Genomic DNA, 25,867 nt, shown 5'->3' with positions numbered 1-25,867 from the left:
CTGCGCAACAACGACCGGCAGTCGCGCGCGATCATGGACGGCTTGATTGACGTGCTTGGCCCCCTTCCCCATTCCGCCCGCCGATCAATCACCTTTGACCGCGGCACCGAGTTCACAGACTGGCCCTACCTTCAGGCCGGTCTCGGCGTTCGGACATGGTTCTGCGATCCGCAGGCGCCGTGGCAGAAAGGCACGGTGGAAAACACCAACCGCCGCGCTCGCAAATGGCTTCCGCGAGACACCGATCCATTGTCGATCGAGCATCGAGACCTGCACCAGGTGTGCGCCCATCTCAACTCGACGCCCCGCAAATGCCTCGGCTTCAGAACACCGGCTGAAGTCTTCCGTCAGAAGATACTGTCGGCCAATAGATGAACGCGCTAACCTGCCTCGCTGCGAAGTCGCACTTCAGCAAGAACTCACAGCCAGAGGAGCCGGCGAGCTCGCATCATTCAAACGCGGCGGCATACCGTAGCGCGGACACCGCGTTGGACTTGGGGCGCGACAACTGCGCGGACCGCGGACGTAGGTCCGACGCTCGCGTGCAAGAAGCGGATCGGGGGCCGCCGCCCAGCCGTTGGCAAGGAGATGCTGAGGCTGCAAGATGACAGCCGGCATTTGGACGCCTCGGCGAGAGTAGGAAGAAGCGACGACTGTCGTATCAAGGCTGCGCGGGTTGTCCCGAGATCATGCGCGAGGCAACCTCCCTACCCTATGGACTTTCGACAAGCTCCGCTCGGTGCACCGGTCGCCCTTGGGTGGCAAGCGGCCGTTCAAGGTTTTGCCTTATCGTTGCCAGAAGGGCTTGGCGATCTCCGCCTCGACCTGCCGTCTCGTCAGACCGATATCGTCGATCAAATGGGGATTGTCCTTCGACATTTGCTCGAGTTCCCAGCGAAAGCGTATCCGCTCGCGCCAGGTTCGCTCGCGCCAGGCTGCGATAATGCTTCGCAGGGTCGCCAAGTGCCTGATCGACACTTCCGCCGGCCACACTGGCGTTCCCGGCCGCGCTGCCTGATGCGGGGCCGACGCAAGGGTATCGTTCATGGCAACCTCCATGTGGTTTTGGGGGCCCAGGGCCCCGACCCGAAAGAGGTTGAATTTTGCCGGAAGCAAACAGCGCCGTAATTAAGCCTTCCCAAATAGTTCTCAAAACTTCCAAACGGGCTATAGATGCGCCTTATGCAGGGAGAGCGCTTTGCCTTTGGTCCGTTCGTGCTTGATTCCGGTGCGGGAACTCTGCTTCGGAACGATGTCCCCGTTGCCGTTGGCTATCGTGCGCTAAAGCTGCTTGCGGCGCTCGTCGGGCGACCCGGTGAAATCGTGGCCAAGGCCGACTTGATGGACGCGGCCTGGCCGGGCACGGCCGTCGAGGAAGGCAACCTCACCGTCCAGATCGCGCAACTTCGCAAGTTGCTTGGCCCGGCCGTCGACGGCGGTGAATGGATCGCCACGGTTCCGCGCGTCGGCTACCGCTTCACGGGGGTCATCGAACAACTCGGTGGCGCGAAGCGAAGACCCTTGCCGCTGCCCGGCAAACCATCGATAGCCGTGCTGCCCTTCGTCAATTTCAGCAACGATCCCGAGCAGGACTCCTTCGCCGATGGATTGACCGAAGACCTGATCACCGACCTGTCGAGGATCTCCGGCTTGTTCGTCATCGCGCGCAACTCGACCTTTGCCTACAAAGGCAAGGCGATGGACGTGCGTGCGATCGCTGAAGAGCTTGGCGTGCGCTATCTGCTGGAGGGTAGCGCAAGACGCGCCGCGGAGCGCGTGCGCATCAACGCCCAGCTGGTTGATGCGGTGAGCGGCGAACATCTATGGGCGGAACGCTTTGATCGCAGCCCGGAAGATATCTTTGCCGTTCAGGACGAGGTAACGGCTAAGATCGTGGAGGCGTTGCTCGGCCGGCTGCGCGCACCGCCGCCACGCAACCGGCCCAAGAATCTCGAGGCCTACGATCTCTGCGTGCGGGCGCGCAAGCTGATCGACGATTCGCCGCAAACAGCGCGGGAAGCGCATCTGATGCTGACGCGCGCGGTATCCCTCGATCCGGAATACGCCGAGGCCTATCGCTGGCTTGCCATGAACCACTGGATGGGATGGGTGCATTGGGGCGAACCCATTGAGCCAAACCGTCGGCTTGCCCTGGAACTGGCGCGCAAAGCCGTGGCGATCGATCCCAACGACGCTGGCTGCCACTGGGTCCTGGCCAACCTGCTTGCCTATGAGCGCAGCTTCGCAGAGGCGGATGCGGAATTCGCCAAGGCGTTCCAGCTCGACCCGAACGAGGCCGACGCATGGGCGACATTGTCCGATATCGCGGTCCTGGCCGGGCGGGTCGAAGAGGGCCTCGAGCATATTCGCAAGGCGTTCCGGCTGAACCCGTTTCCGGCAAGCTGGTACTATCTGACGCTCGGCGCGGCACAATATGCGGCACGCGACTACGACGCAGCTGTCGAGACACTGCGCAGGGACGAGACTTATCGCACGAGCTCACGCCGTTTCCTGGCGGCAAGCCTTGCCCAACTAGGCCGGCTCGACGAAGCGCGCGCGGAGGTCGAAATGTTCCTTGTCAGCAACCCGCATTTCACGACCCGCCACTGGGTCGCGACGGAGCCGTTCCGCGACGCAGCGACGCTCGAGCATTTCGTTGATGGCTTCCGCAAGGCCGGTCTTCCGGAGTGACGCGCTGGCGTGATCGAAGGCGCAGTCCTTGAGCATCAGGTTCGAAATCTCGATCATGGCATAGACCTCATACCGGCGCCTTCACTCCGCCCGTCCCACCTACTCCTCAAAGCGACCCGTGGCGTCACGGTCGCGCTCGTATCGCCTCGTGAGCGGAAACGGCGGCAGCCAGGACTCGCGACGGACGATCCAGCTTTCGTAGGTTGGCATCAGTTGGTCAGGGGTATCCAGGGCTCCCAGGTGCACTTCGATTTCGTCCGCGCTGCGTGCGAAAACGGATGAGCCGCAGCGGGGGCAGAAAAACCGCCCGGCGTAGTCGCGTGTTTCGCCCTCGATCGTCACCGCATCCTGAGGGAACACCGCGGCAGCGTAGAAAAGCGCGCCATGATGCTTGCGGCAGTCGAGACAGTGACAAATGCCCACCCGGTACGGGAGTCCCGACGCGACAATCCGGACGTCGCCGCAAAGGCAACCACCCGTGAATCGGTCCATGTTGCGTCTCCTCTAAAATCAAGCGGTCGGAATGGTTGCTGCCGGCGCCCACAATGCTCTGCTCACCGGGTCACGGGCTCCCTCTCCGCCCCCGTTTTCAAACCGATCCGATCAGCCGGATCTGATAATCCAGCACGCGCTTCGCTGCTGGCGCGATCAGCATCAGCCCAGGTTTGTCGATGAAGTCGCCATCGAAGTCCGCCGGGCTTGCAATGCCATGCCAGGGTTCGATGCACAGGAACGGCGCGCCGCCGGGCTTGGACCAGATGCCCAGTACAGGAAATCCCTGCCACGACATCTCGATCGCCGGACCACGCTTGGCGGCGTAACGCACTCGGGTGCTGGCGGGTTGATCGAGAATGACGGCGTCATCGTCGAACAGGCGTCCGGAGAGATCGAGGATCTTGCCTTTGACAGGTGTCTGCAGCGGCGTTGCCGTGAGCAGGCCGTCCTTCAGCCGGCGGATCGGTGCCCGCTCATCGTCGGCAAAAGTCAGCCGGTAGTCGGTCTTGGCCAGATCCGGCAGCAACGGCCAATTGAACGCCGGATGCGCTCCGATTGACGCCGGCAGCGGCTCATCGCCGGTGTTGGTGATGTCGAAGGTCACGCCGAGCTGCTGGCGATCCAGCGCGTAGGTCACCGCCAGGCGAAAGGCGAAAGGGTAGTGCGCGCGGGTATCGGCGTCGTCGGTGAGAACCAGCGTGCAGGATCGCGGCCCCCTCTCCGCCCAGGCAAACGGCTTGTCGCGCGCGAAGCCGTGCTGCGTCATCGGGTAGGTCCGGCCTCGATGGCGCATCTGGTCTGCCTTCAGCCGGCCGACGATCGGAAACAGCACCGGCGAATGGCGCCTCCAAGCCGGCCCGGCCTGCCAGAGGAACTCAAATCCTTGCTCGTCTTGCAGCGAAACCAGTTCGGCGCCCTGCGCGACTACGGTCGCCGAGATGCCGTCGCCATGAAGCGTTTGGCTGTCCTGTGCCACATGTCCTCGCGGGCCGGTGTTGAAGGCTGGTGCGGTGGGCAGACTAGCAAAAGCTCTTGGGGACTCAAGGTGTGGCCGGGTCTCGCCAGAACGAATTGTGGCCGGAGGATCTCCCCGGCCACCTCTCTACATGTCAGGCGATATTCCTCGCCCTCACCCGCAATGGACAGTCGTTACTCGCGTTCGCCGGTGAAATTCAGCAGCAGCTGGAAGATGTTGATGAAGTTCAGATAGAGCGAGAAGGCGCCGAAGACGGCGAGCTTCTGGCGCGATTCCGCGTCGAAATTCTCGGCATACTGCTCCTTGATCGTCTGCGTATCCCACGCGGTCAGGCCGACGAACACGGCGATGCCGATCACCGAGATGGCGAACTGCAGCGCGGTCGAGCCGAGGAAAATGTTGACGATGCTGGCGATCACCACGCCGATCAGACCCATGATCAGGAACGACGAGAACTGGGTCAGGTCACGCCTGGTGGTGTAGCCGTAGAGGCTAGTGGCGCCGAACATGGTGGCGGCGATGAAGAAGGTGCGCGCGATGCTGGTTCCGGTGAAGACTAGGAACACGGAGGCCAGCGACAGGCCCATGACCGCGCAGAAAGCCCAGAACATCGCCTGGGCGCTGGCCGCCGACATGGTCTGCATCTTGAACGAGAACAGCATGACGAAAGCGAGCGGCGCCAGCATCACCACCCACTTCAGCGGGCTGGAGAAGATCGGCACGTAAAGCGCGGGCGTCGACGACACCATGAAGGCGACCAGGCCGGTGACCACCAGGCCAAGGCCCATGTAGTTGTAAACGCGCAGCATGTGCTGGCGCAGGCCCTCGTCATAAATGGCTCCGGTTTGGGCGCCGGCGCCCGCGCGGTATCCCAGATTGGGGGTGTTCATTTGAATTCTCCTTTGTGGATCGGTCAGTAAAGCGTTCTGGCAAGCGTCTCGGCGGCGCGGTCGAGATCGTGGACCTCGCTTCGCGCGACGACCGCGTAGGCGACCTCGCCGATCTGGAAATAGGCCGAGGAAATGTCGCCAGAGGGCGCGACCGTCGGCTTGACGACATCGAAGTTTCCCGGCCGGATGGCGAATAGCGACACTAGGCCCATCTCCTTCGTCTCGACCGCCATCTCGACGCTCGGCCCAAAGCGCGACGGATAGATCTGCACGTCGCGCACCTTCCAGTCCTTGGGCAACGACGGCATGACGATGGCGGTCGCGGCACGGATCTCGCCGGCGTTGTAGTTGGGCGCTTCCGGCTGCGACGGCATGCTCTCGCGCACCAGCGTCGTTCTGTGTGCGCGAACAGCCTCTTCCAAATAGGTGGGCGGCTGCGGCGAGGCGACGACCTTCGTCACCGACATTGGCCCGATGATCCCGTTCGCCAGCCAGCCGGCGGCAATGAAGGCGGCAACGGCAGCGGCGCGCTGCAACACGGCGAAGATCCGACCCCGGGCGAGCCCCCTCTCCAGCCGCCGCGCGGCATCGGCGGTCGCCGGCCTCGCCATGCCCCTGGAGCCGGCAAGCGCCACGCGCAGCTCGTCGCGGTTCCTCAGATCCGACATCACGCGTGCCGCAGCCTCCGGACGGGCGGACAGGAACGCCTCGACCTCGATGCGGCGGCTGACGTCGAGCTGGTCGTCGACATAGGCATCGAGGTCGGCATCGGTCACGGGATCGACAGTTGCGATCATGACGGGTCTCCAACGATCCTGAGGTGGTTTTTGGCCTTTGAAGGCGCCGCGTCCTCCATCGCGCGCAGGGCGGCGCGCGCCCTGCCGATGCGTGACATCAGCGTGCCCAACGGCACGCCGCTGGCATCGGCGGCCTGGCTGTAGGAAAGGCCTTCGATGGCTACGAGATGCAGTGCCGAACGCTGCTCTTCCGGCAGGCTGAAAAAGGCCTCGCGCACCTGCGCCAGGCGCACCGAATGTTCCTGTGGCGCCGGCGTGCTGCCATCGGCAAGGTATCCGGCCTGATCAAGGCGCGCCGCTTCCGAGCGACGCGCGCGCACGCGGTCGATGAAGGCGTTGTGGACGATCGACAGCAGCCACGCGCGCAGGTTTCCGCCGGAGCAGAAAGTGCCTCGCCGCTCATAGGCGCGCACCAGCGCGTCATGCACGAGATCCTCGGCGTCCGTGCTGTCGCGCGTCAAGGAGCGCGCGTAACGGCGCAGCGACCCGAGTTGTCCAACAATATCGAAGCGTGGCATCGACCGTTTCATGCCCTGTTTACGGAGCATGTGGTGGTTTTAATCCCTTCCCGTGCGATTTTTTTCGCGCTGGACGACATCGTTCGCAACTGCCCTCGCCTCGACGGCAAAACCGGACGATCCTGCGATGCCACCAGTCGGCCGGAGTGCCGCTTTTTGGCTTGGTGTGACCGAAACTGCTGGTGAAGCGCGTTCGATTTGCGTATCACTCCGCCGCGCCAACGGAACCGTCCCCATGTTCGAAGATCTCCAGCCAGCTCCCGCCGACAAGATCCTTGCCTTGATCGGCCTCTATCGTGCCGACCCGCGCCCCGACAAGGTCGACCTTGGCGTCGGCGTCTACAAGGATCGCGACGGCAAAACGCCTGTCATGCGCGCCGTGCGCGAGGCCGAAAAGCGGCTGCTGCAGAGCCAGGACACCAAGACCTATCTCGGCCTTGCCGGCGATACGGTCTTCAACACGGTCATGGCCAAGCTTGCCTTCGGTCCGGGTGCCGACATGACTCGCATCCGCGCGGCACAGGCGCCGGGTGGCTCCGGCGCGTTGCGGCTGGTGGCGGAATTGCTTAAGCGGACACGATCCGATGCGACAATCTGGCTGTCCGACCCGACCTGGCCGAACCATATGCCGGTGATGCGCGCCGCCGGTCTGCAGATCCGCGAATATCCCTACTTCGATTCTGCCTCGGGCGCCGTCCGGTTCGACGACATGCTGGCAGCGCTTCGGACGGCAAAGAGCGGTGACGTAGTGTTGCTGCATGGCTGCTGCCACAACCCGACCGGCGCCAATCTGGACGCGGCTCAGTGGGAGGCCGTTGCCGATCTGGTCGTCGAGCGCGACCTGCTACCGTTTGTCGACATCGCCTATCAGGGCTTTGGCGATGGCCTGGAGGCCGATGCCGTCGGCTTGCGCCTGCTGGCCACGAAAGTTCCGGAAATGGTTGTCGCCTCCAGCTGCTCGAAGAACTTCGCCGTCTACCGCGACCGCGTCGGCGCTGCGATTATCCTGGCCAGGGACGGCGCACAGGCCGACATGGCGCTGAGCCAGATGCTGTCGGCGGCGCGCGCCATGTATTCGATGCCGCCGGACCATGGTGCAGCCGCCGTGCGCATCGTGCTTGAGGACGCCGCGTTGCGCGCGGACTGGGAAGCCGAGTTGGAGGAGATGCGCCTGCGCATGCTCAGACTGCGTGTCCAGTTCGCCGAGGCGCTGCGTCGGCAGTCCAACTCCGACCGCTTCGATTTCGTCGCCAGCCATCGCGGCATGTTCTCCCGCCTTGGCCTCACGGAAGCGCAGGTCGAGCGGCTGCGGGCCGAACACGGCGTCTACATGGTCGGCGACAGCCGCATCAACGTAGCCGGCCTGCCTGAGGATGGAATGGACAAGCTCGCCAAAGCAATCGTTTCGGTGCTCGACTGACGAGACCGGCACTGCGCAACTGTGGACAAGCCCCCCTTCCCGGCTGACAGTGTTGGCCGCGAGATCGGCCGCGCGATAGCATCCGCCGCATGACGCCATCGAAAGACATTTCACGCCTGATCGAGATCATGGCTGCGCTGCGGGCACCGAAGACCGGCTGTCCGTGGGACATCGAACAGGATTTCTCGACCATCGCGCCCTATACGATCGAGGAAGCCTACGAGGTGGCGGACGCCATCGCGCGCGGCGACCTCGACGATCTGCGCGATGAACTCGGCGATCTCCTGTTGCAGGTCGTCTACCACGCGCAAATGGCCGAGGAGGCCGGCGAGTTTGCCTTCGGCGACGTGGTTCAGGCCATCACCACCAAGATGATCCGCCGCCATCCGCACGTGTTCGGCGACGAAAAAGCCCGCAGCGCCGGCATGGCCAAGGGCATGTGGGAAAAGATCAAGGCCGAGGAAAAGGCGCAGAAGCGCAGCGCCCGCCTCGCTCGCGGCCTCGACCCGGAAGACAATGGCAAGGGGTTTCTGGACAGTGTGCCGGTCGCCCTGCCCGCCTTGACGCGCGCCTTGAAGCTTCAGGAGAAGGCCGCTCGCGTCGGTTTCGACTGGAGCGAGGCAGCCCCTATCCTCGACAAGATCGAAGAAGAGATCGGCGAGTTGCGCGAGGCACTGGCCAAGGGCGACACCGCCTCGATCAAGGACGAGTTCGGCGACATGCTGTTTGCCGTCGTCAATCTCGGCCGGCACCTCAAGCTGGATTCGGAAGCGGCGCTGAGCGGCACCAACGAGAAGTTCCGCTCACGCTTCCACTATGTCGAGCAGGCCCTGGAAAACTCCGGCAACACGCTGGAAAAGGCTGATCTGGCGGAGATGGAAGCGCTCTGGCAGGAAGCAAAAACCGTTAAGTAGTATCCACTACCCGTTGTTTTTGCGATGCAATCTGCTTTCGATCTCTTCGCGGGCGCTTCGCGTGGCCTTGAGCGAGATGGTGGCGCTGCCGTCGTCGTTGTCGGTTCGCGAAACGACATCGCCGTTGCGGTAAAGCCAGTCGACAAGGCCGAACTGGGCCGGCTCGATCGTCAACGTGAGGTCTTCGAGCTCGCCCGCCATCCGGGTTTCGATGATCGCCTTCAGCGCATCGATACCTTCGCCGGTCACAGCCGACACGGCGACCGGTGGCGCCTTGCTGGTGTTGGCGCCATCGGCAAGCAGCCGGCTCCGGTTGCCCTCGTCCAGCCGGTCAATCTTGTTCCAGACCTCGATGACCCGCTTTGTATCTCCGGCGTCGACGCCGAGGTCGGCCAGGATGCGCTCGACATCCTCGGCCTGGGCGGCAGTGTCGGGATCGGAAATATCGCGCAGGTGAAGGACGAGATCGGCCTCGACCACCTCTTCCAGGGTCGCGCGAAAAGCAGCGATCAGGTGCGTCGGCAGGTCCGAGATGAAACCGACCGTGTCCGAAAGGATGATCGGGGTGCCATGCGGCAGGCGCACACGGCGAAGCGTCGGGTCGAGCGTGGCGAACAGCATGTCCTGAGCCAGGACACCGGCCCCGGTCAGCCTGTTGAACAAGGTCGATTTGCCGGCATTGGTGTAGCCGACGATCGCCACCACCGGAAACGGCACCTTCTTGCGCTTGGCACGGTGCAGGTCGCGGGTGCGGCGCACAGTTTCCAGTTCGTGCTTCAGCTTGATGATCTTGTCCTGGAGGACGCGCCGGTCCGACTCGATCTGCGTCTCACCGGGACCGCCGAGGAAGCCGGCGCCGCCGCGCTGGCGCTCGAGGTGGGTCCAGCTGCGCACGAGGCGGCCCTTCTGGTAGTTGAGATGGGCGAGTTCGACCTGCAGCGTACCTTCCTTGGTGCGGGCGCGTTCGCCAAAGATCTCGAGGATCAGCCCGGTGCGATCCAGCACCTTGGCGTTTAGCTCCTTCTCGAGATTGCGCTGCTGCACCGGTGTCAGCGGGTGGTCGACGATGACCACTTCCGCATGACCCTCTTTGACGATTTCGGCGAACTCGGCGACCTTGCCGCTGCCGAGCAAGGTCGCCGGGCGCGGATCGTTGAGGGTAACCACCGCCGTGTGGATCAGGTCAAGGTTGATGGCGCGGGCAAGGCCAACCGCTTCGTCGTGACGGGCCTCGGCCGAACGCACCAGCCTCGGACGGTTCGTCTCGTCGTCGTTGCGCTGGTGGCGGGTAAGGACGGGCACGATGACGACAGCCCGGGTCGGGCCCTTGGCCTCCGTCCCGGGATGATGCGCTGGTTTTCCGCGAACCGTATCGTCCGCGTCTTTCTCACGTGCCAATCAGGCGCCCTGGCTTTCCTCGCCATCGAACATCTGAACCGGCTGGCTCGGCATGATCGTGGAAATGGCGTGCTTGTAGACGAGCTGGGAGTGACCGTCACGGCGTAGCAGGACACAGAAGTTGTCGAACGAAGTGACCACGCCGGTCAGCTTCACGCCGTTGATGAGAAAGATGGTGAGCGGGTTCTTGCTCTTGCGAACTGAATTCAGGAACAGGTCCTGAAGGTTTTGCGATCGTTCCGCCATTGTTCTTGTCTTTCGCCGATCCCCTTCGGTTTGCAAAGCCAATGCGCCAAATTGTCAGGCACATGTCAAGCGCGCAAACACCGTCTTGTCGTCAGTAACGACAAGCAGAACGAGATATATTGATGTTCATTCCACCTGTGCGGTTATCAGGCTGGACTTTTTTCCGCAATGTCAAAAAAGGCTTGCCGCAACGAAAGTGTTATCGAGCCGGGGTGGCCATTGGCGACCGGATCGCCGTCGATGGCCACGACCGGCATGGCGATTGTCGTTGCCGAGCTGATAAACGCCTCGCGCGCCGCCTTGGCCTCGGCAACGGAAAAGCCACGTTCTTCAATCTTCAAGCCGAGCCTGGCCGCCACTTCAAACATGGTCGTGCGGGTGATGCCGCGCAGGATGCCATGTTCGGCCGGCCTGGTGACCAGGACACCATCCCGGGTGACGATCCAGGCGTTCGATGATCCGCCTTCCTTGACCGTGCCGTCGACGTCGACAAACCACGCCTCCTGCGCACCGGCTTCCTTGGCCTTCTGCTTGGCCAATACATTGGGCAGCAGTCCAACACTCTTGATATCGACCCGGTCCCAGCGATTCTCCGGCACGGTAATGACCGCGATACCGGTCTCGGCGCGCTTTGCTCCGGCAGCGGGATCGGCCTTCCTGGCGGTCACTACCAGGGACGGCTTGGTGTCCGCCGACGGGAAGACAAAGTCGCGGCTGGCGACGCCGCGCGTGACCTGGACATAGACCAGACCGTTGGCGACATGATTGCGGTTGACCACTTCACGCATGATGATCGGCAACACACCACGCGTGACGGGCCAGGCGATCGACAATTCGGTCAAAGACCGATTGAGTCGTGCAAGGTGGCGCGGCATGTCGACGATGAAGCCGCGCGCCACCTCGCAGACCTCGTAGACGCCGTCGGCGAACTGATAGCCGCGATCTTCGATATGCACGGAAGCGTCGGCGTGAGTGACGTAGCGCCCGTTGACATAGGCAATGCGCGGCATTGGCGACCCCTGGAAATTTATCGGGCTTTCTTATGCGATTCCGCCGCTTGCGTAACCGGCAAATGCTTGGCCCAGGCGCGGCCGACCAGACGTAGCGTCAGACGCCCAGCGACTTCAGCTTGCGATGCAGGGCGGAGCGCTCCATGCCGATGAACTCGGCGGTTTTCGAGATGTTGCCGCCAAACCGGTTGATCTGGGCGATCAGATAGTCCTTCTCGAACTGCTCACGCGCCTCGCGCAGCGGAAGCGCCATGATGTGCTGGTCGGATTGATTCGGCGTGCGCGGCATGACATCGCCGATCTCGGACGGCAACAGGTCCGCGGTGATCGGCGCATCGACATCATCGCCGCGCGCCAGGATCATCAGACGCTCGACATTGTTGCGCAGCTGGCGGACGTTGCCCGGCCAGTTGTGCGCCTGCAGCACGGCCAGCGCGTCGTCGCCGATGCGACGCGGCTTGATGCCGGCCTGGCGGGCGATCTGCTTCATGAAATTGTCGACGAGGTAGGGAATATCCTCGCGCCGCTCGGCCAGCCCAGGCACCATGACAGGAACCACCGCCAGGCGGTGATAGAGATCCTCGCGGAAACGCCCGTCGGCGATCATCGCCTCCAGGTTCTGCGAGGTCGAGGAAATGATGCGGACATCGACCTTGACCCGCTTGGTGCCCCCTACCCGCTCGAACTGCTGCTCGACCAGCACGCGCAGGATCTTGTTCTGCGTCTCGCGTGGCATGTCGGCCACCTCGTCGATGTAGAGGATGCCGCGATGGGCCTCCTCGAGCGCGCCGACCTTGCGCTCGACGCCATTCGATTCGGTGCCGAACAGCTCGATCTCCATGCGTTCGGGCGTGATGTTGGCGGCGCTCAGGGTCACGAACGGCCCACCCTTGCGTGCCGACAGCGTGTGGATGGCGCGTGCGGCCAGTTCCTTGCCCGAGCCGGAGGGGCCGATGATCATCACGCGGCTGTTGGTCGGCGCGACGCGCTCGATGGTCTGGCGCAACTGGCTCATCGCCGACGACATGCCGATCAGATCGAAGGTTTCGCCGCTGCGCAGCTTGAGATCGGAAACCTCACGCTTCAGTTTCGAGGTTTCGAGCGCGCGTTCGGCAATGAGGATCAGCCTGTCGGCCTTGAATGGCTTCTCGATGAAGTCGTAGGCGCCGCGACGGATGGCGGAGACCGCCGTTTCGATGTTGCCATGGCCCGAAATCATCACCACCGGCAGGCTTGGGTGCATCGTCTTGATCTCGTCGAGCAGCGCCAGCCCATCCAGACGCGAGCCCTGCAGCCAGATATCGAGGAAAATCAGCCGCGGCGCCCGGTCGGCGATCGCCGCCAGCGCGCTGTCGGCATCGAAGGCCGTGCGGGTTTCGTGACCTTCGTCGCTCAGGATGCCCGCGACGAGTTCACGGATGTCTTCCTCGTCATCGACGATGAGAATATCAGACGCCATTACCGACCTTTTCAGTTTCTCTTTCGTTTTCCGTCCTGCTTTCACCACGCGGCGGCGTGGCTGCGGCGGCCGGGGGCAGGATGATGCTGATCATCGCGCCCCGCCCATTGTGGAAATCCGCGGGCGCGTCATGAAGTTCCAGCCTGCCACCATGGTCCTCCACTATCTTCTTGACGATAGCGAGACCGAGCCCGGTGCCTTTCTCGCGTGTGGTCATATAGGGCTCGAGCAGCCGTTGACGATTCTCGCGCGGCAGGCCCTTGCCGTTGTCGATGACGTCGATGCGAATCGCGCCATTCTGGCGCCCGGCTTGAATCCGGATTATGCCGTGCGAACCGTCCTTCTGTTCCAGTCCATCGATCGCTTCGGCGGCGTTCTTGATCACATTGCCGAAAGCCTGTGCCATCAGGCGGCTATCGAACGTGCCCTTGAGCGGCTCGTTGCCGAACACGCGTTCGAAAGCAATGTCGGCGCGGCTGACTTCGACCAGGAACGAAGCCTCGCGCAACGAATCGCGCAGGTCGATGGCCTTCATCTCGGGCTTTGGCATGCGCGCGAAAGCCGAGAATTCGTCGACCATGCGGCCGATATCCTCCACCTGCCGGATGATGGTGTCGGTGCACTGATCGAAAATCTCGCGATCCTCGGTGATGACCTTTCCAAAGCGTCGCTTGATGCGCTCGGCTGAAAGCTGGATCGGCGTCAGCGGGTTCTTGATCTCGTGCGCGATGCGCCGCGCCACGTCTGCCCAGGCGGAGGAGCGCTGGGCCTGAACCAGATCCGTGATGTCGTCGACCGTCACGACATAGGATTTTTCCTCCGTGCCGTCGTCGCCGGCCTCGATGGTGATCTGCACGTTGAAGGTCCGCTCGGCGCCGGCGCGATAGAAGGTCACCTGTTCCCGGTAGACAGGCTTGCCGGACTTGCGGCCGATCTCGAAGACGCGGCCGACATGCGGCAACACGGCGGACAGGTTCTGTCCGAGCGCGGCGCTGGCGGACAATGCCAGCATCGCCTCGGCCGAGCGGTTGACGATGGTGACGATGCCGTAGGGATCGACACCGATGACGCCGGCGGTGACGCCGGCAAGCACGGCCTCCGAGAAGCGGCGCCGCTCATCGATCAGGTCCTTGGCGGAAAGGATCTCATTGCGCTGTGATTTCAGTTCCAGAAGCATCTTGTTGAACGTGTCGCCGAGCGAGGCGACATCGCCATCCGAAGGCCTGACGGGAACCGCAACGTCGAGATTGCCGGTCGCGACCTCATCGGCGGCGCCTATCAGCTGACGAATGGGCCGCACCAGCCGGTCGGCGACGGCGATACCAGTCCAGATGGCCGACAGGATGATGATCAGCGTCAGCGACAGATAGGGCAGCGCGAAGGCCACCTGCGAGGTGCGCCTGTTATCTTCGAGACCGCGATACTCGTCGGTGTTGGATCTGACGATCTGCCGTGCCTTGATCACTTCGGGGTCAACGAGCCTAATGGTGTAGAGATAGAGCCCCTCGATCTCGCGCAGCTTGACGATGGCGCCCATGATGTTGCGTGTTTTCGGCTCGATCAGCACCGGCTTGCCGTCGGCGGCGCTGGCCACGGCGCCTTCCGGCGGCTCAGGCATGGCGAAATCCGTGTCGGTCTTGGCGCTCATGACAAAGGAACCGTCCGGCTTGATCAGCGCGGCATGGGCCAGCGACCGGCCCACGGCTTCCTTGTTCATCAGATCGAGAAAGCCAGTGCGATCAAGGCCATAGAGCGTACGCGACGCATCGAGATCATAGGCCATCGACAGCGTCGTGCCCTGGAGGTTACGGGCATTTTCCTGGACATAGGCGTCGGCGATCGACAGCGACGAATTGACGATCGTCTTGGTGCGGATCTCGAACCAGCGGTCGAGGCCGATATCGAGCGTGATCGAGGCGATGATCGCCACCATGATGGCGGGAATTGCGGCGACCAGCGCAAACATGGCGACGATGCGCACATGCAGCCGCGAAGCGGCCTTGCCGTGCCGGCGCGCCATCAGAATGCGATGTACTTCGCGTCCGACGAGCGCGATGAGGAAGAGGACGAAAGCGGCATTGAGGGCAATCAGCGCCAGCGTCGTCGACTCGTTCGGCGTGATCGGCGTGGCGCCAACGAGTATGGTGAACGAGATCGCCGCCGTGACCAGCGCGCCCGCGACCGCGACGATGCCGGGCAGCGCAAGCAGCCGGCGCCCGTCGCGCGCGCCGGGTTCGCTGAAAAGCGGTTCGTTGAGAGTCGGTGCCTGCGGAACCATGTCGCCGTCTAGAGCCAGTGATTGCGTCGGATGTATGCAACGCATTGTGGCGATTATGCAACAAGTGTGGCCGCGACGGAAATCTTTCGCAGTCCGTCCCCCGAAAAGAACCTGAGCTCGGATCCGGGCTGCTCAGGACTGCCGCGATGATTTGTAGACGTTGACGCCGAGTTCGCGAATCTTCTTGCGCAGCGTGTTGCGGTTGAGCCCCAGCAGTTCGGCGGCCTTGATCTGGTTGCCGCGGGTCGCCGTCATCGAAGCCAGAACCAGCGGATATTCCACCTCGGACAGAATGCGCTGATAGAGGCCCGCAGGCGGCAATTCGCCGGCAAACGATGCGAAATAGCGTTGCAGGAAGTGCTCGACCGCCTGGCCAATGGACAGGTCGTCGGGAATGAGGTTGCCGCCGCCCGGCACCACGGGGCGTTCGCCGGTCTTGAGCTCCGCCTCTATGATCTCGGCGGAAATCTCATCCTGCGAATAGAGTGCGGCTAGCCTGCGAACGAGGTTTTCCAGCTCGCGCACATTGCCTGGCCACGGATAGCGCTTCATCAATTCGATGCCGCCGGAAGAGATGCGCTTGGTCTGCAGACCTTCCATCTCGCCCAGCTTGAAGAAATGGCGGACGAGATCGGGCACGTCCTCGGAGCGCTCGCGCAGCGCGGGCAGCCTGAGCGGCACGACGTTGAGGCGATAGAAAAGATCCTCGCGGAAAAGCCCCTGATTGATCAGCGTGCGCAGATCCTTGTTGGTGGCGGCGACGATGCGCACGTCGGTCTTGATCGGCGTGCGTCCGCCGACCGTCGTGTACTCGCCCTGCTGCAGGACGCGCAGCAGGCGCGTCTGCGCCTCCATCGGCATGTCGCCGATCTCGTCGAGGAACAATGTGCCACCCTCGGCCTGCTCGAAGCGACCGGTGGAACGGTTCTGCGCGCCGGTGAAAGCGCCCTTTTCGTGGCCGAACAGTTCCGACTCGATCAGATCGCGCGGGATCGCAGCCATGTTGATGGCAACGAACGGCCCACCACGACGGCGGCCATATTCATGCAGCGCGCGCGCCACCAATTCCTTGCCGGTGCCGGATTCGCCTGAAATCATCACCGTCAGGTCGGTCTGCATCATGCGCGCCAGCATGCGGTAGATGTCTTGCATGGCCGCCGAGCGGCCGACCAACGGCATCGCGTCAGGCTGTTCTTCCGGCCGCGCATCGATCTTCGGCCGTCGCGGCTCGGAAAGCGCCCGGTTGACGATGTTGAGGAGCTCGGTCAGGTCGAACGGCTTGGGCAGATACTCGTAGGCGCCGGTTTCGGACGCGCGAATCGCCGTCATGAAGGTGTTCTGGGCGCTCATGACGATGACCGGCAGCTCCGGCCGTGCCTTCTTGATGCGCGGCAGCATGTCGAAGGCGTTCTCGTCCGGCATCACCACGTCGGTGATGACCAGATCGCCCTCGCCCGCCGCCACCCAGCGCCACAATGTCGAGGCGTTGGAGGTGACGCGCACCTCATGGCCGACGCGCGACAGGGCCTGGTTGAGGACTGTGCGGATCGCCGCATCGTCGTCGGCGACGAGAATATTGCCGCGAACCGTCATTTGCGGTCTCCTTCACCGTCTTCATCGGCACCGAATGGTGTTTCCTTCCAGGCCGGCATCAGGATGCGGAAGGTGGTTCCGCGCGGTGTCGATTCGCATTCGATGATGCCGCCATGCTCGCCGACGATCTTGGCGACCAGCGCAAGCCCCAACCCTGAGCCGTTAGGCTTGGTGGTGATGAAGGGATCGAAGAGGATCGGCAAGATATCTTCCGAGACGCCGGAGCCATTGTCGCGCACGCAGAATTCCAGCGGCAGTGATACGCGGTCCTGCGTGCCCGGAACGGAAACGCGGATGCCCGGCCGGAAGGCGGTCGACAGGACGATTTCGCCCTGCGGGTCGCTGCCGATCGCCTCGGCAGCGTTCTTGACCAGGTTGAGGAACACCTGGATGAGCTGATCGCGGTTGGCAAACACTGGAGGCAGTGATGGATCATAATCCTCCAGGATCTTGATCCTTTTTGCAAAACCGTTCTTGGCAATTGCCTTCACATGATCGAGCACGACATGGATGTTGACGGGGTAGCGATCGATCGGCCGCTCGTCGGAAAACACCTCCATGCGATCGACCAGCGACACGATGCGATCCGTCTCGTCGGTGATCAGCCGCGTCAGCGCGCGATCCTCGTCGGAGGCGGACAGTTCGAGCAATTGGGCGGCGCCCCGGATGCCGGAGAGCGGGTTCTTGATTTCATGGGCAAGCATCGCCGCCAAGCCGGTCACCGATCGCGCGGCGCCGCGATGCGTCATCTGCCGGTCGATCTTGTCGGCCATCGACCGCTCCTGGAACATCACCACGACGGAGCCCGGGAATTCCGACACGGGCGCGACGTAGAGATCGACGACCTTCTCTATGCCAAGACGCGGCGACGACACGTCGACCCGATACTCGTTGACCGGAGCCCGACGCTCGCGCACCTGATCGACCAGGGTCAGCAGCGGACTGCCAAAGGGAATGAGTTTGGACAGTGTGTTGCGGGCGAGCATTGTCGCGCTCGAGCGAAAGAAGTCCTCCGCATCGGCGTTGGCAAAGGTGATGAACCCTTCCTCGCTGATCATGATCACCGGGCGACGGATGGTGTTGAGCACGATCTGGGCGGCATCCGCCATTTCAGCGCCCTGGCCAGCGGCGGCGTTCATGCTGCGCTCCGCAGGTTCAATGGTTGCGGATCGCGCGAAAACACATCACGCAGCAAGGCAATGACGCGGGCGGGCTCGAACGCGGTCAGGATCGCCTTTCGGCTGTCGTCAGCGACAGCGCCGGCATGGCGATCGAGATACCAGCCGAGATGCTTGCGCGCCTGGCGCAGGCCGCTTTCGACGCCGTAGAGCGTCAGCATATCCTCGTAATGAGAGATGACATAGGCGGCCAGCGCCGTCGGTTCGTGTGGGAGGTTGGTCGCCGCCTCGCCTGTCGCGGCCGCCGCGATGCTGCCCGCGACCCAGGGTGCGCCGTAGTGAGCGCGGCCAACCATCACGGCGTCAGCGCCCGACTGATCGAGGATAGCAGCCGCTTCCGCCGGGGAGCAGACATCGCCATTGGCAACGACGGGGATGGACACGGCATCCTTGACGCGCGCTATGGCGCGCCAGTCAGCCTTGCCCTGATAGAACTGGCAGCGCGTGCGACCGTGCACGGTCACCATCTTGACACCTGCCTGTTCGGCGCGGCGCGCCAGCATTGGCGCGTTGAGCGCGCCTTCGTCCCAGCCCAACCGCATCTTGACCGTCACCGGCACTTCGACCGCACCGACCACGGCTTCAATCAGCGACAATGCATGGTCGAGGTCGAGCATCAGCGCCGAGCCGGCATAGCCGCCCGTCACCTTCTTGGCCGGGCAGCCCATGTTGATGTCGATGATGTCGGCGCCCTCGCCGGCGGCGATTCGCGCGCCTTCGGCCATGTGCGACGCCTCGCGGCCGGCAAGTTGCACCATATGGACCGGAAGGCCGGAGTGACGGATGCGCAGGTCGCAACCGGCGCGGCCCTTTGCAAGCTCGCCACTGGCCACCATTTCGGACACGACAAGGCCCGCGCCATGCGCATGGGCGCGCTGCCGGAACGGCTCATCGGTAATCCCCGACATCGGAGCGAGGAACACGCGATTGCGGATTCTCACGCCGCCGACGTCGAGAGGCGCGGCCAATTTGGTCAAGTTAACCATGCACAAAAACCAAGCATGCTCATTCGTTGCACATTATCTAGCCAGAACCGCCGCAATGTGCAACGCGGAATGACGCCACATTGAGGCGCAATTGGGAAAATGCTGGCCTTCGGCTTTGGCCGCGACTAGGACCAAACGGCATGACTGACGCAAGTGAAAATCACGCTTCGGACGCGGGTGATAAGGTCGCGGTGGTGATCGTTGCGGCTGGCCGTGGCGCGCGCGCCGGCCAGGCCAATGGACCGAAGCAATATCAAGGCATTGGCGGCCAAGCCGTCATCGCGCATACGCTGGAGACGTTCCTGGCGCACCCGCGAACCGGCGTGGTCGTTGTCGCCATCCATGCCGACGACCACGACTTGTTCCAGCAAGCGGCGGGCGTCAACGCTGAGCGGGTCAGCGTCGTCATTGGCGGGGCGACAAGGCAGGCATCGGTCCGGCTCGGGCTGCTTGCGCTGAGAAGCCACGCGCCAATGCGGGTCTTGATCCACGATGCCGTCCGTCCGTTCGTCGACGCGGACCTCATAGAGCGCACGATCGCCGCCATCAGCGAGCGCGAAGGAGCGCTGCCCGCCCTGCCCGTCGCCGATACGCTGAAGCGCGAGTCGGCCACCGGCGTGGTTGGAGAAACCGTTTCCCGCAGCGGGCTTCACGCCGCGCAAACGCCACAAGGTTTTCCGTTCTGGCCAATCCTTGCCGCCCACGAGAAGGCCCATCATCTGGGGAAAGCGGACTTCACCGACGATGCCGCGATCGCCGAATGGGCGCATATTCCGGTAAAGATCGTCCCGGGCTCGCCGGACAATGTCAAACTCACCTGGGCACGGGACATAGCCATGGCGCACCACCGACTTTCGAGCGAGCGGGCACGCTTTCCCGACATCCGGACCGGCAATGGCTACGATGTCCACGCCTTCGAACCCGGCGACCACGTCACCCTGTGCGGCGTCGCCATTCCGCACGGCAAGAAACTGTCCGGCCATTCGGACGCCGACGTCGGGCTGCACGCCTTGACCGACGCGCTGCTGGCGACTTGCGGCGCCGGCGATATCGGCACGCATTTCCCGCCTTCCGATCCGCAGTGGAAAGGGGCTGCGTCCAGGATATTCGTCGAACACGCGGCAAAACTGGTGCGTGCGCAAGGTGGCCGTATCGCCAATGCCGACATCACGCTGATCTGCGAGGCGCCGCGCGTCGGCCCACATCGCGAAGCGATGACGACCGCCTTGTCGCAGATGCTGGGAATTTCCGCGGACCGCATCTCGATCAAGGCGACAACCAACGAAAAGCTCGGCTTTGTCGGCCGCGAAGAAGGCATAGCGGCGATCGCCACCGCCAGCGTGGTTTTTCCCGGCGAGGTGCCGGAGTGAGCAACAACGATCTGGCAAATGCCTTGCTGCAGGTCTGCCAGAAGCGCGGCATCATGCTGGCGACGGCGGAAAGTTGCACGGGCGGCATGATCATCGCCGCCCTGACCGATATTGCCGGCTCTTCCGCCGTGGTCGATCGCGGCTTCATCACCTATTCGAACGAAGCCAAGATGGACATGCTGGGCGTTTCCGCCGCCACGCTTGATGCGCATGGCGCGGTTTCCCGCGAGACGGCGATCGAAATGGCAAAGGGCGCGCTAGACCGTTCGCACGCCGGTTTGACCCTGGCGGTCACCGGCATCGCCGGGCCGGGCGGCGGTTCGGCGGAAAAGCCGGTCGGCCTCGTCTGGTTCGGACTTGCGCTGGCAGGCCGCCCGGTCGTCGCCGAGCGCAAGCTTTTTGCAGACAAGGGCCGCGATTTCATTCGCCGCGAAACGGTCAGGCACGCGCTGGAACTCGGCTTGCGCGCGCTTGGCCAGCATCAATCCGACGGCGCAACGCCATAGATGACGTCGGCACGCTTCTCGAAGGCCTCGGCGAACATGCGGAAGGCGCGATCGAACATGGTTCCCATCACCGCGCCCAGGATGCGGCTCTTGAACTCGTAGTCGATGAAGAAGCGGACCGCGCAGCCGCCGCCGTCGGGTTCGAAACGCCAGACATTGCTCAGATATTTAAACGGGCCGTCGATGTACTTCACGTCGATGGTGTTCTCGTCGGGCTTCAGCAGCACCTGCGTCGTGAAGGTTTCGCGGATCGCCTTGTAGCCGATGCTCATGTCGGCGACGAGAACGGTGCGTCCGTCGCGCTCCTTGCGCGAGCGAACCGTCAGCGCTTCGCAAAGCGGCAGGAATTGCGGATAGGCCTCGACATCGGCAACCAGTGCAAACATCTGCTGAGGCGTGTGGGAAACGCGGCGGGTGGCTTCAAATTTCGGCATGAAACCAGCGAGTTACGCTGATTTCTTGAGCAGCGCTTCGCGCGCCGCGCGCAGCCGGGCGAAATCGTCGCCGGCGTGATGCGACGAGCGCGTCAACGGGCTTGACGCGACCAGCAGGAAGCCCTTGGTCCGGCCGATCGTTTCGAAGGACTTGAATTCCTCCGGGGTGACGAAGCGGATCACCGGATGATGCTTCTTCGACGGCTGCAAATACTGGCCGATGGTCATGAAGTCGACATTGGCCGAACGCAAATCGTCCATGAGCTGCAGGATTTCGTTCCGCTCTTCGCCCAGACCCACCATGATACCGGACTTGGTGAAAATCGACGGATCGATTTCCTTGACCCGTTGCAGCAGCCTGATCGAGTGGAAGTAGCGGGCGCCTGGCCGAACCGTCAGATAGTTCGACGGCACGGTCTCGAGATTGTGGTTGAAGACGTCGGGCTTGGCCGCCACGACGATCTCCAGCGCGCCTTCCTTGCGCAAGAAGTCTGGCGTCAGGATTTCGATGGTCGTCGATGGCGTCGCCGCCCGGATGGCGCGAATGACTTCGGCGAAATGCTGGGCGCCACCATCGGCGAGATCGTCGCGGTCGACCGAAGTGATGACGACATGGGTCAGGCCCATCTGCTTGACCGCATGGGCAACGCGGGCCGGTTCATCGGGGTCGAGCGCGGTCGGGATGCCGGTGGCGACGTTGCAGAACGCGCAGGCGCGCGTGCAGATCTCGCCCATGATCATGAAGGTGGCGTGCTTCTTTTCCCAGCACTCGCCGATGTTCGGGCAACCGGCCTCTTCGCAGACCGTCACCAGCTTGTTCGATTTCACGATCTCGCGCGTCTCGGCGTAGCCTTTCGAGACCGGCGCCTTGACGCGGATCCAGTCGGGTTTGCGCAGCACCTCCTGATCGGGCTTGTGCGCCTTCTCGGGATGCCGCAGCCGCGGCGCATTGGCGATCGTGTCGAGGACAGTGACCATCAGAACCCTGGCTTTTCTCGCGACCGCCCGCCGGCGATCCTCACTTCAATGTCATCTAGGACTTTTCAGCACAAAGAAAAAGGCTGTAGCGGCGCATGACGCTACAACCGTTTTCGCATAGCCGGACCGATATCGACTAGCGCCGCACCAGACGACCGACCCAGATCAGCAGGCAGGCGCCGATGAAGCCGGTGATCAGATAGGCGATCCAGCCGACACCGAATGGGCCGAAATTGAGAGCCTGCAGGATGGCGTTCAACACGACCGCGCCAACGATGCCCATGATAATGTTCATGAAGATGCCGGTGTTGCTCTTCATGAACATTTCGGCGAACCAGCCTGCCAGGCCGCCGATGATGATGGCTGCGATCCAGCCGACACCGTTCAAGTGCATATGCCCTCTCCTTGTTCGATGGGTGAAAATGCATCCGCAAAAGGACACCCTTGCCGTCGAGCTCCCGCAGCTTGCGCGTTTGAGTCTCGTTCGGCAAATCTATCACGCGTTCAGCGCGCGGCCATAGGCATCGAGCACGCTTTCCTTCATCGTCTCGGACAGCGTCGGATGCGGGAAGATCGTGTGCATCAGCTCTTCCTCGGTCGTTTCGAGGTTCATCGCTACGACAAAGCCCTGGATCAGTTCAGTCACCTCGGCGCCGACCATGTGCGCGCCGAGCAACTGCCCAGTCTTCTTGTCGAAGATGGTCTTGACCAGCCCCTGGTCCTCGCCAAGTGCAATGGCCTTGCCGTTGGCGACGAAGGGGAAGCGCCCGACACGGATATCCTTGCCCTCGGCCTTGGCCTTGGCTTCGGTCAGGCCGACTGAGGCGACCTGCGGATTGCAGTAAGTGCAACCGGGAATCTTCAATTTGTCCATCGGGTGGACATTGGGCAGGCCGGCGAGCTTCTCGACGCAGACGACTGCTTCGTGTTCCGCCTTGTGAGCGAGCATCGGCGGGCCGGCGACATCGCCGATGGCATAGAGCCCCGCCACATTGGTTTTGCCGTAGCTGTCGATGACGATGCAGCCGCGTTCTGTTTTCACGCCGAGGGCTTCCAGGCCGAGATTCTCGATGTTGCCCTGCACGCCAACGGCCGAGATCATCCGATCCGCGGTGATCTTCTCGACCTTGCCGTCCTTGAGTTCGACATGCGCGGTGATCGAGTTCGCGCCCTTCTCGACTTTCGCCACTTTGGCCTCGAGCAGGATCTTCATGCCTTGCTTTTCGAACTGCTTCTTGGCGAAAGCGGAAATCTCGGCGTCCTCGACCGGCATGACGGCCGGCAAAACCTCGACCACGGTCACGTCCACACCCATGGTGCGATAGAACGAGGCGAACTCGATGCCGATTGCGCCCGATCCCATGACCAGAAGCGACTTCGGCATTTCCGGCGGCACCATCGCCTCGAAATAGGTCCAGATCAGTTTGCCGTCGGGTTCGATACCCGGCAGCGCACGCGGCCTGGCGCCAGTGGCGATGATGATGTGCTTGGCGGTGTAGGTGCCCTCGCCCTTGGTGTTTTTCGGCAGTGGCGCCTGCGGCTCCATTGGCTTCTTGGAAGACTTGGCTACGACGATCTCGTTGGACTTGGTCAGTTTTGCTTCGCCCCAGACGACGTCGACCTTGTTCTTCTTCATCAGGAAGCCGACGCCGGCGTTCATCCGTTGTGCGATACCGCGCGACCTGTCGACGACTGCTTTGAGATCCGCCTTGACGGTGCCTTCGATCTTCAGCCCGTAGTTCTTCGCATGCTCGGCATAATGCATCACCTCGGCGGAACGCAGCAGCGCCTTCGTCGGGATGCAGCCCCAGTTCGAACAGATGCCCGCCAGATGCTCGCGTTCGACGATCGCTGTCTTGAGGCCCAGTTGTGCCGCACGAATGGCGGCGATGTAGCCGCCGGGGCCGGAGCCGATGATGATGACGTCGTAGTTCTCAGCCACGGTCTTTCTCCTTCACAATTCCAGCATGACGCGCACGACCGATGTCAGCGCCTTGCCGATGTTTCGCGTGTTTTCGGCATCGAGATGGACGCCGTCGAGAGGTGTGGTTTGCGCCACCGTGCCGGCGTCGAAGAAGCCGCAGCCGGCTTCGTCGGCAAGCGCCGCATATTGTGGCGCAAGCTGTTGCGACGCCGCGTCACCGCCGGCAAACATTTCCTTGAAGTCGGCATTTTCGGTGCGGCTGACGACAGGCGGTGAAACGATGAGTATCTGCGGCGCCGGCCAGTCGAACGGATAGTCGTGGCCACGCACGATGTCGATCAGTCGTTGGATGCCTTGCTTGGCCGCGACCGGATTGCCGTGGATCCACGGCTTCATGTCGTTGGCGCCGAGCATGATGACGATCAGGTCGAGCGGCGCATGTGTCGTCAGCACCGTTGGCAGCACCCTGGCGCCGTTGCGATCGGCTCCGGCCAGATGATCGTCGAAGGCGGTGGTGCGTCCATTGAGGCCGTCAGCGATGACCTGGACGCCGCCGCCGAGGCCGGCCTGCAGCACACTTGACCAGCGATCCTGCAACGCATGACGGCCACCTTCGGCATTGTAGCCCCAGGTCAACGAATCGCCGTAGCAAAGAACCGTCTTCATCCGTTCAGCTTGCCTTTCCACCAATCATGTCGCGCTTCACCCGCCAGCGGACGAACACCCATTGCACCAGTATGGTCAACAGCACAGGCAGGCCAAGGCCAAGCACCATGGGAATGTCGCGGTTCACCGCTGTCCTGCTGCTGTCGGTGTAGAGGGTCAGGGCGACCAGCAGGACAAGAGGCGTCACAAAGACGATCAGCAGCCACATCCCCGTTTGGCCGACCGCAGTCAGCGGATCGGCCGTGAATTGCGCCGGGAATAAGATAGAGATCAGCACGATCGTCACCAGCACCGACGCCATGAAGACGAAAATGTATTCTTCCTGAGCGTTGGTGATGACGGCCAGTTCTTGCGCCACCAGCCCGCCGGCGAATCCGGCAATGAAAGCGAAAAGGCTGGTGAAGAATTTCGCACCGCCTTCTCCCCTTCCTACACCAGCATGCCCATCGGGTTCTCGATCAGCCGCTTGAAGGCGACAAGCAGTTCGGCACCGAGCGCACCGTCGACGGCTCGATGGTCGGTCGACAGCGTCACCGACATGACGGTGGCAATCTTGATCTCGCCATTCTTGACCACCGCCCGCTCCTCGCCGGCGCCAACGGCCAGGATGGTCGCGTGCGGCGGGTTGATGACGGCGGCAAAGTCCCGGATGCCGAACATGCCGAGGTTCGACACTGCCGTGGTGCCGCCCTGATATTCTTCCGGCTTGAGCTTGCGGCTGCGCGCGCGGCTGGCCAGATCCTTCATCTCGTTGGAGATGGTGGACAGCGTCTTTTCGTCCGCCTTGCGGATGATCGGCGTGATCAGGCCGCCGGGAATCGACACGGCAACGCCGACATCGGCATGCTTGTGCTTGACCATGGCGCTTTCGGTCCATGAGGCGTTGGCATCCGGCACCGCCTTCAGCGCCAGCGCCATCGCCTTGATGACCATGTCGTTGACCGACAGCTTGTAGGCGGGGACATCGCCCTTTTCGGTCTTCTTCACCGGCGCCGCCGCATTGATCTGCGTGCGCAGCGCCAAAAGCGCATCGAGCTCGCAGTCGAGCGTCAGGTAGAAATGCGGGATGGTGGTCTTGGCCTCGACCAGGCGGCGCGCGATGGTCTTGCGCATATTGTCATGCGGAACGAGCTCGTAGGA

Annotated in this window: 27 protein-coding genes; 6 read left to right on the top strand and 21 right to left on the bottom strand. The window is 62.9% G+C overall.

Annotated features, from left to right (window positions below):
* Positions 1-375 (top strand): IS30 family transposase (locus tag BLS48_RS32655; protein ID WP_143019576.1); only part of this gene is annotated, 375 nt, incomplete at its 5' end.
* A 411-nt stretch (positions 376-786) separates the two neighbouring features.
* Here BLS48_RS32655 and BLS48_RS32650 read toward each other — a convergent pair.
* On the bottom strand, positions 787-1,047 hold the full coding sequence (locus tag BLS48_RS32650) for a DUF1127 domain-containing protein (protein WP_091586434.1): 261 nt from the start codon (positions 1,045-1,047) through the stop codon (positions 787-789).
* A 126-nt stretch (positions 1,048-1,173) separates the two neighbouring features.
* On the opposite strand from BLS48_RS32650, the gene BLS48_RS32645 reads away from it, so the two are divergent.
* Positions 1,174-2,691, top strand: coding sequence for a winged helix-turn-helix domain-containing tetratricopeptide repeat protein (locus BLS48_RS32645; RefSeq protein WP_208604709.1), 1,518 nt, complete (start codon positions 1,174-1,176; stop codon positions 2,689-2,691).
* Between the two features lie 99 nt (positions 2,692-2,790).
* Here BLS48_RS32645 and BLS48_RS32640 read toward each other — a convergent pair whose 3' ends face one another.
* From BLS48_RS32640 to BLS48_RS32620, 5 genes are all read right to left on the bottom strand, one after another.
* Positions 2,791-3,183 (bottom strand): GFA family protein, encoded by a 393-nt coding sequence (locus tag BLS48_RS32640; RefSeq protein WP_091586426.1) that lies wholly within the window; start codon positions 3,181-3,183, stop codon positions 2,791-2,793.
* A gap of 97 nt (positions 3,184-3,280) precedes the next feature.
* Positions 3,281-4,162, bottom strand: a complete 882-nt coding sequence (locus tag BLS48_RS32635) for an aldose 1-epimerase family protein (RefSeq protein ID WP_091586424.1) — start codon at positions 4,160-4,162, stop codon at positions 3,281-3,283.
* A gap of 173 nt (positions 4,163-4,335) precedes the next feature.
* Positions 4,336-5,052, bottom strand: a complete 717-nt coding sequence (locus BLS48_RS32630; RefSeq protein ID WP_091586422.1) for a Bax inhibitor-1/YccA family protein — start codon at positions 5,050-5,052, stop codon at positions 4,336-4,338.
* A 23-nt stretch (positions 5,053-5,075) separates the two neighbouring features.
* The gene (locus BLS48_RS32625; protein ID WP_091586420.1) at positions 5,076-5,849 is read right to left on the bottom strand and encodes an anti-sigma factor family protein; all 774 of its coding nucleotides are present in this window, start codon (positions 5,847-5,849) and stop codon (positions 5,076-5,078) included.
* Positions 5,846-6,379, bottom strand: coding sequence for a sigma-70 family RNA polymerase sigma factor (locus BLS48_RS32620; RefSeq protein WP_425284757.1), 534 nt, complete (start codon positions 6,377-6,379; stop codon positions 5,846-5,848). Before BLS48_RS32620 ends, BLS48_RS32625 begins: the two co-directional genes overlap by 4 nt.
* Positions 6,380-6,602: 223 nt before the next feature.
* Here BLS48_RS32620 and BLS48_RS32615 point away from each other — a divergent pair, with 223 nt between their 5' ends.
* Together BLS48_RS32615 and mazG are read left to right on the top strand one after the other, a co-directional pair.
* On the top strand, positions 6,603-7,787 hold the full coding sequence (locus BLS48_RS32615) for an amino acid aminotransferase (protein ID WP_091586417.1): 1,185 nt from the start codon (positions 6,603-6,605) through the stop codon (positions 7,785-7,787).
* An 89-nt stretch (positions 7,788-7,876) separates the two neighbouring features.
* Positions 7,877-8,701 carry a nucleoside triphosphate pyrophosphohydrolase gene (mazG, locus tag BLS48_RS32610; RefSeq protein ID WP_091586415.1) on the top strand — a complete coding sequence of 275 codons (825 nt, stop codon included), beginning with the start codon at positions 7,877-7,879 and terminating at the stop codon, positions 8,699-8,701.
* 6 nt (positions 8,702-8,707) lie between these two features.
* Here the strand turns inward: mazG and hflX are convergent, their stop codons facing one another.
* The 8 genes from hflX to dusB all read right to left on the bottom strand — a co-directional run bounded on the left by hflX (position 8,708) and on the right by dusB (position 18,849).
* The gene (hflX, locus tag BLS48_RS32605; RefSeq protein WP_091586413.1) at positions 8,708-10,099 is read right to left on the bottom strand and encodes a GTPase HflX; all 1,392 of its coding nucleotides are present in this window, start codon (positions 10,097-10,099) and stop codon (positions 8,708-8,710) included.
* Positions 10,100-10,345, bottom strand: coding sequence for an RNA chaperone Hfq (gene hfq, locus BLS48_RS32600; RefSeq protein WP_006202172.1), 246 nt, complete (start codon positions 10,343-10,345; stop codon positions 10,100-10,102). It abuts the gene before it with no gap.
* A 146-nt stretch (positions 10,346-10,491) separates the two neighbouring features.
* Positions 10,492-11,355 (bottom strand): D-amino-acid transaminase, encoded by an 864-nt coding sequence (locus BLS48_RS32595; RefSeq protein ID WP_091586411.1) that lies wholly within the window; start codon positions 11,353-11,355, stop codon positions 10,492-10,494.
* Between the two features lie 97 nt (positions 11,356-11,452).
* Entirely contained in the window at positions 11,453-12,814 is a 1,362-nt protein-coding gene (ntrX, locus tag BLS48_RS32590; protein WP_091586409.1) for a nitrogen assimilation response regulator NtrX, read from the bottom strand.
* Positions 12,804-15,092, bottom strand: coding sequence for a sensor histidine kinase NtrY-like (locus BLS48_RS32585; RefSeq protein WP_167365333.1), 2,289 nt, complete (start codon positions 15,090-15,092; stop codon positions 12,804-12,806). The genes ntrX and BLS48_RS32585 overlap by 11 nt, the downstream gene beginning before the upstream one ends.
* 132 nt (positions 15,093-15,224) lie before the next feature.
* On the bottom strand, positions 15,225-16,685 hold the full coding sequence (gene ntrC / locus BLS48_RS32580) for a nitrogen regulation protein NR(I) (RefSeq protein WP_091586407.1): 1,461 nt from the start codon (positions 16,683-16,685) through the stop codon (positions 15,225-15,227).
* Positions 16,682-17,824 (bottom strand): two-component system sensor histidine kinase NtrB, encoded by a 1,143-nt coding sequence (locus tag BLS48_RS32575; protein WP_091586405.1) that lies wholly within the window; start codon positions 17,822-17,824, stop codon positions 16,682-16,684. Before BLS48_RS32575 ends, ntrC begins: the two co-directional genes overlap by 4 nt.
* Complete coding sequence (dusB, locus tag BLS48_RS32570) at positions 17,821-18,849, bottom strand: tRNA dihydrouridine synthase DusB (protein ID WP_091586403.1); 1,029 nt, start codon at positions 18,847-18,849, stop codon at positions 17,821-17,823. Before dusB ends, BLS48_RS32575 begins: the two co-directional genes overlap by 4 nt.
* Positions 18,850-18,989: 140 nt before the next feature.
* On the opposite strand from dusB, the gene BLS48_RS32565 reads away from it, so the two are divergent.
* Together BLS48_RS32565 and BLS48_RS32560 are read left to right on the top strand one after the other, a co-directional pair.
* On the top strand, positions 18,990-20,219 hold the full coding sequence (locus tag BLS48_RS32565) for a bifunctional 2-C-methyl-D-erythritol 4-phosphate cytidylyltransferase/2-C-methyl-D-erythritol 2,4-cyclodiphosphate synthase (RefSeq protein ID WP_091586401.1): 1,230 nt from the start codon (positions 18,990-18,992) through the stop codon (positions 20,217-20,219).
* The gene (locus tag BLS48_RS32560) at positions 20,216-20,725 is read left to right on the top strand and encodes a CinA family protein (RefSeq protein ID WP_091586399.1); all 510 of its coding nucleotides are present in this window, start codon (positions 20,216-20,218) and stop codon (positions 20,723-20,725) included. Before BLS48_RS32565 ends, BLS48_RS32560 begins: the two co-directional genes overlap by 4 nt.
* Here BLS48_RS32560 and BLS48_RS32555 read toward each other — a convergent pair.
* The 7 genes from BLS48_RS32555 to BLS48_RS32525 form a co-directional block, all read right to left on the bottom strand.
* Positions 20,701-21,159 carry a type II toxin-antitoxin system RatA family toxin gene (locus BLS48_RS32555; protein WP_091586397.1) on the bottom strand — a complete coding sequence of 153 codons (459 nt, stop codon included), beginning with the start codon at positions 21,157-21,159 and terminating at the stop codon, positions 20,701-20,703. The two genes, BLS48_RS32560 and BLS48_RS32555, sit on opposite strands and share 25 nt — an antisense overlap.
* A 12-nt stretch (positions 21,160-21,171) precedes the next feature.
* Positions 21,172-22,137 (bottom strand): lipoyl synthase, encoded by a 966-nt coding sequence (gene lipA / locus BLS48_RS32550; protein ID WP_091586394.1) that lies wholly within the window; start codon positions 22,135-22,137, stop codon positions 21,172-21,174.
* 136 nt (positions 22,138-22,273) lie between these two features.
* Positions 22,274-22,531 carry a GlsB/YeaQ/YmgE family stress response membrane protein gene (locus BLS48_RS32545; RefSeq protein WP_091586392.1) on the bottom strand — a complete coding sequence of 86 codons (258 nt, stop codon included), beginning with the start codon at positions 22,529-22,531 and terminating at the stop codon, positions 22,274-22,276.
* A gap of 102 nt (positions 22,532-22,633) precedes the next feature.
* Positions 22,634-24,079 carry a dihydrolipoyl dehydrogenase gene (gene lpdA / locus BLS48_RS32540; protein ID WP_091586390.1) on the bottom strand — a complete coding sequence of 482 codons (1,446 nt, stop codon included), beginning with the start codon at positions 24,077-24,079 and terminating at the stop codon, positions 22,634-22,636.
* 12 nt (positions 24,080-24,091) lie between these two features.
* Positions 24,092-24,727 carry an SGNH/GDSL hydrolase family protein gene (locus tag BLS48_RS32535; protein WP_091586388.1) on the bottom strand — a complete coding sequence of 212 codons (636 nt, stop codon included), beginning with the start codon at positions 24,725-24,727 and terminating at the stop codon, positions 24,092-24,094.
* Between the two features lie 4 nt (positions 24,728-24,731).
* Entirely contained in the window at positions 24,732-25,085 is a 354-nt protein-coding gene (locus tag BLS48_RS32530) for a hypothetical protein (protein ID WP_244529999.1), read from the bottom strand.
* A 71-nt stretch (positions 25,086-25,156) separates the two neighbouring features.
* A partial coding sequence (locus BLS48_RS32525; RefSeq protein ID WP_208604708.1) for a 2-oxo acid dehydrogenase subunit E2 occupies positions 25,157-25,867 on the bottom strand: 711 nt, incomplete at its 5' end.

This window comes from Mesorhizobium qingshengii (assembly GCF_900103325.1).
In the GTDB taxonomy this organism is placed as follows: domain Bacteria; phylum Pseudomonadota; class Alphaproteobacteria; order Rhizobiales; family Rhizobiaceae; genus Mesorhizobium; species Mesorhizobium qingshengii.
This window is presented reverse-complemented; position numbering and strand designations above follow the sequence as displayed.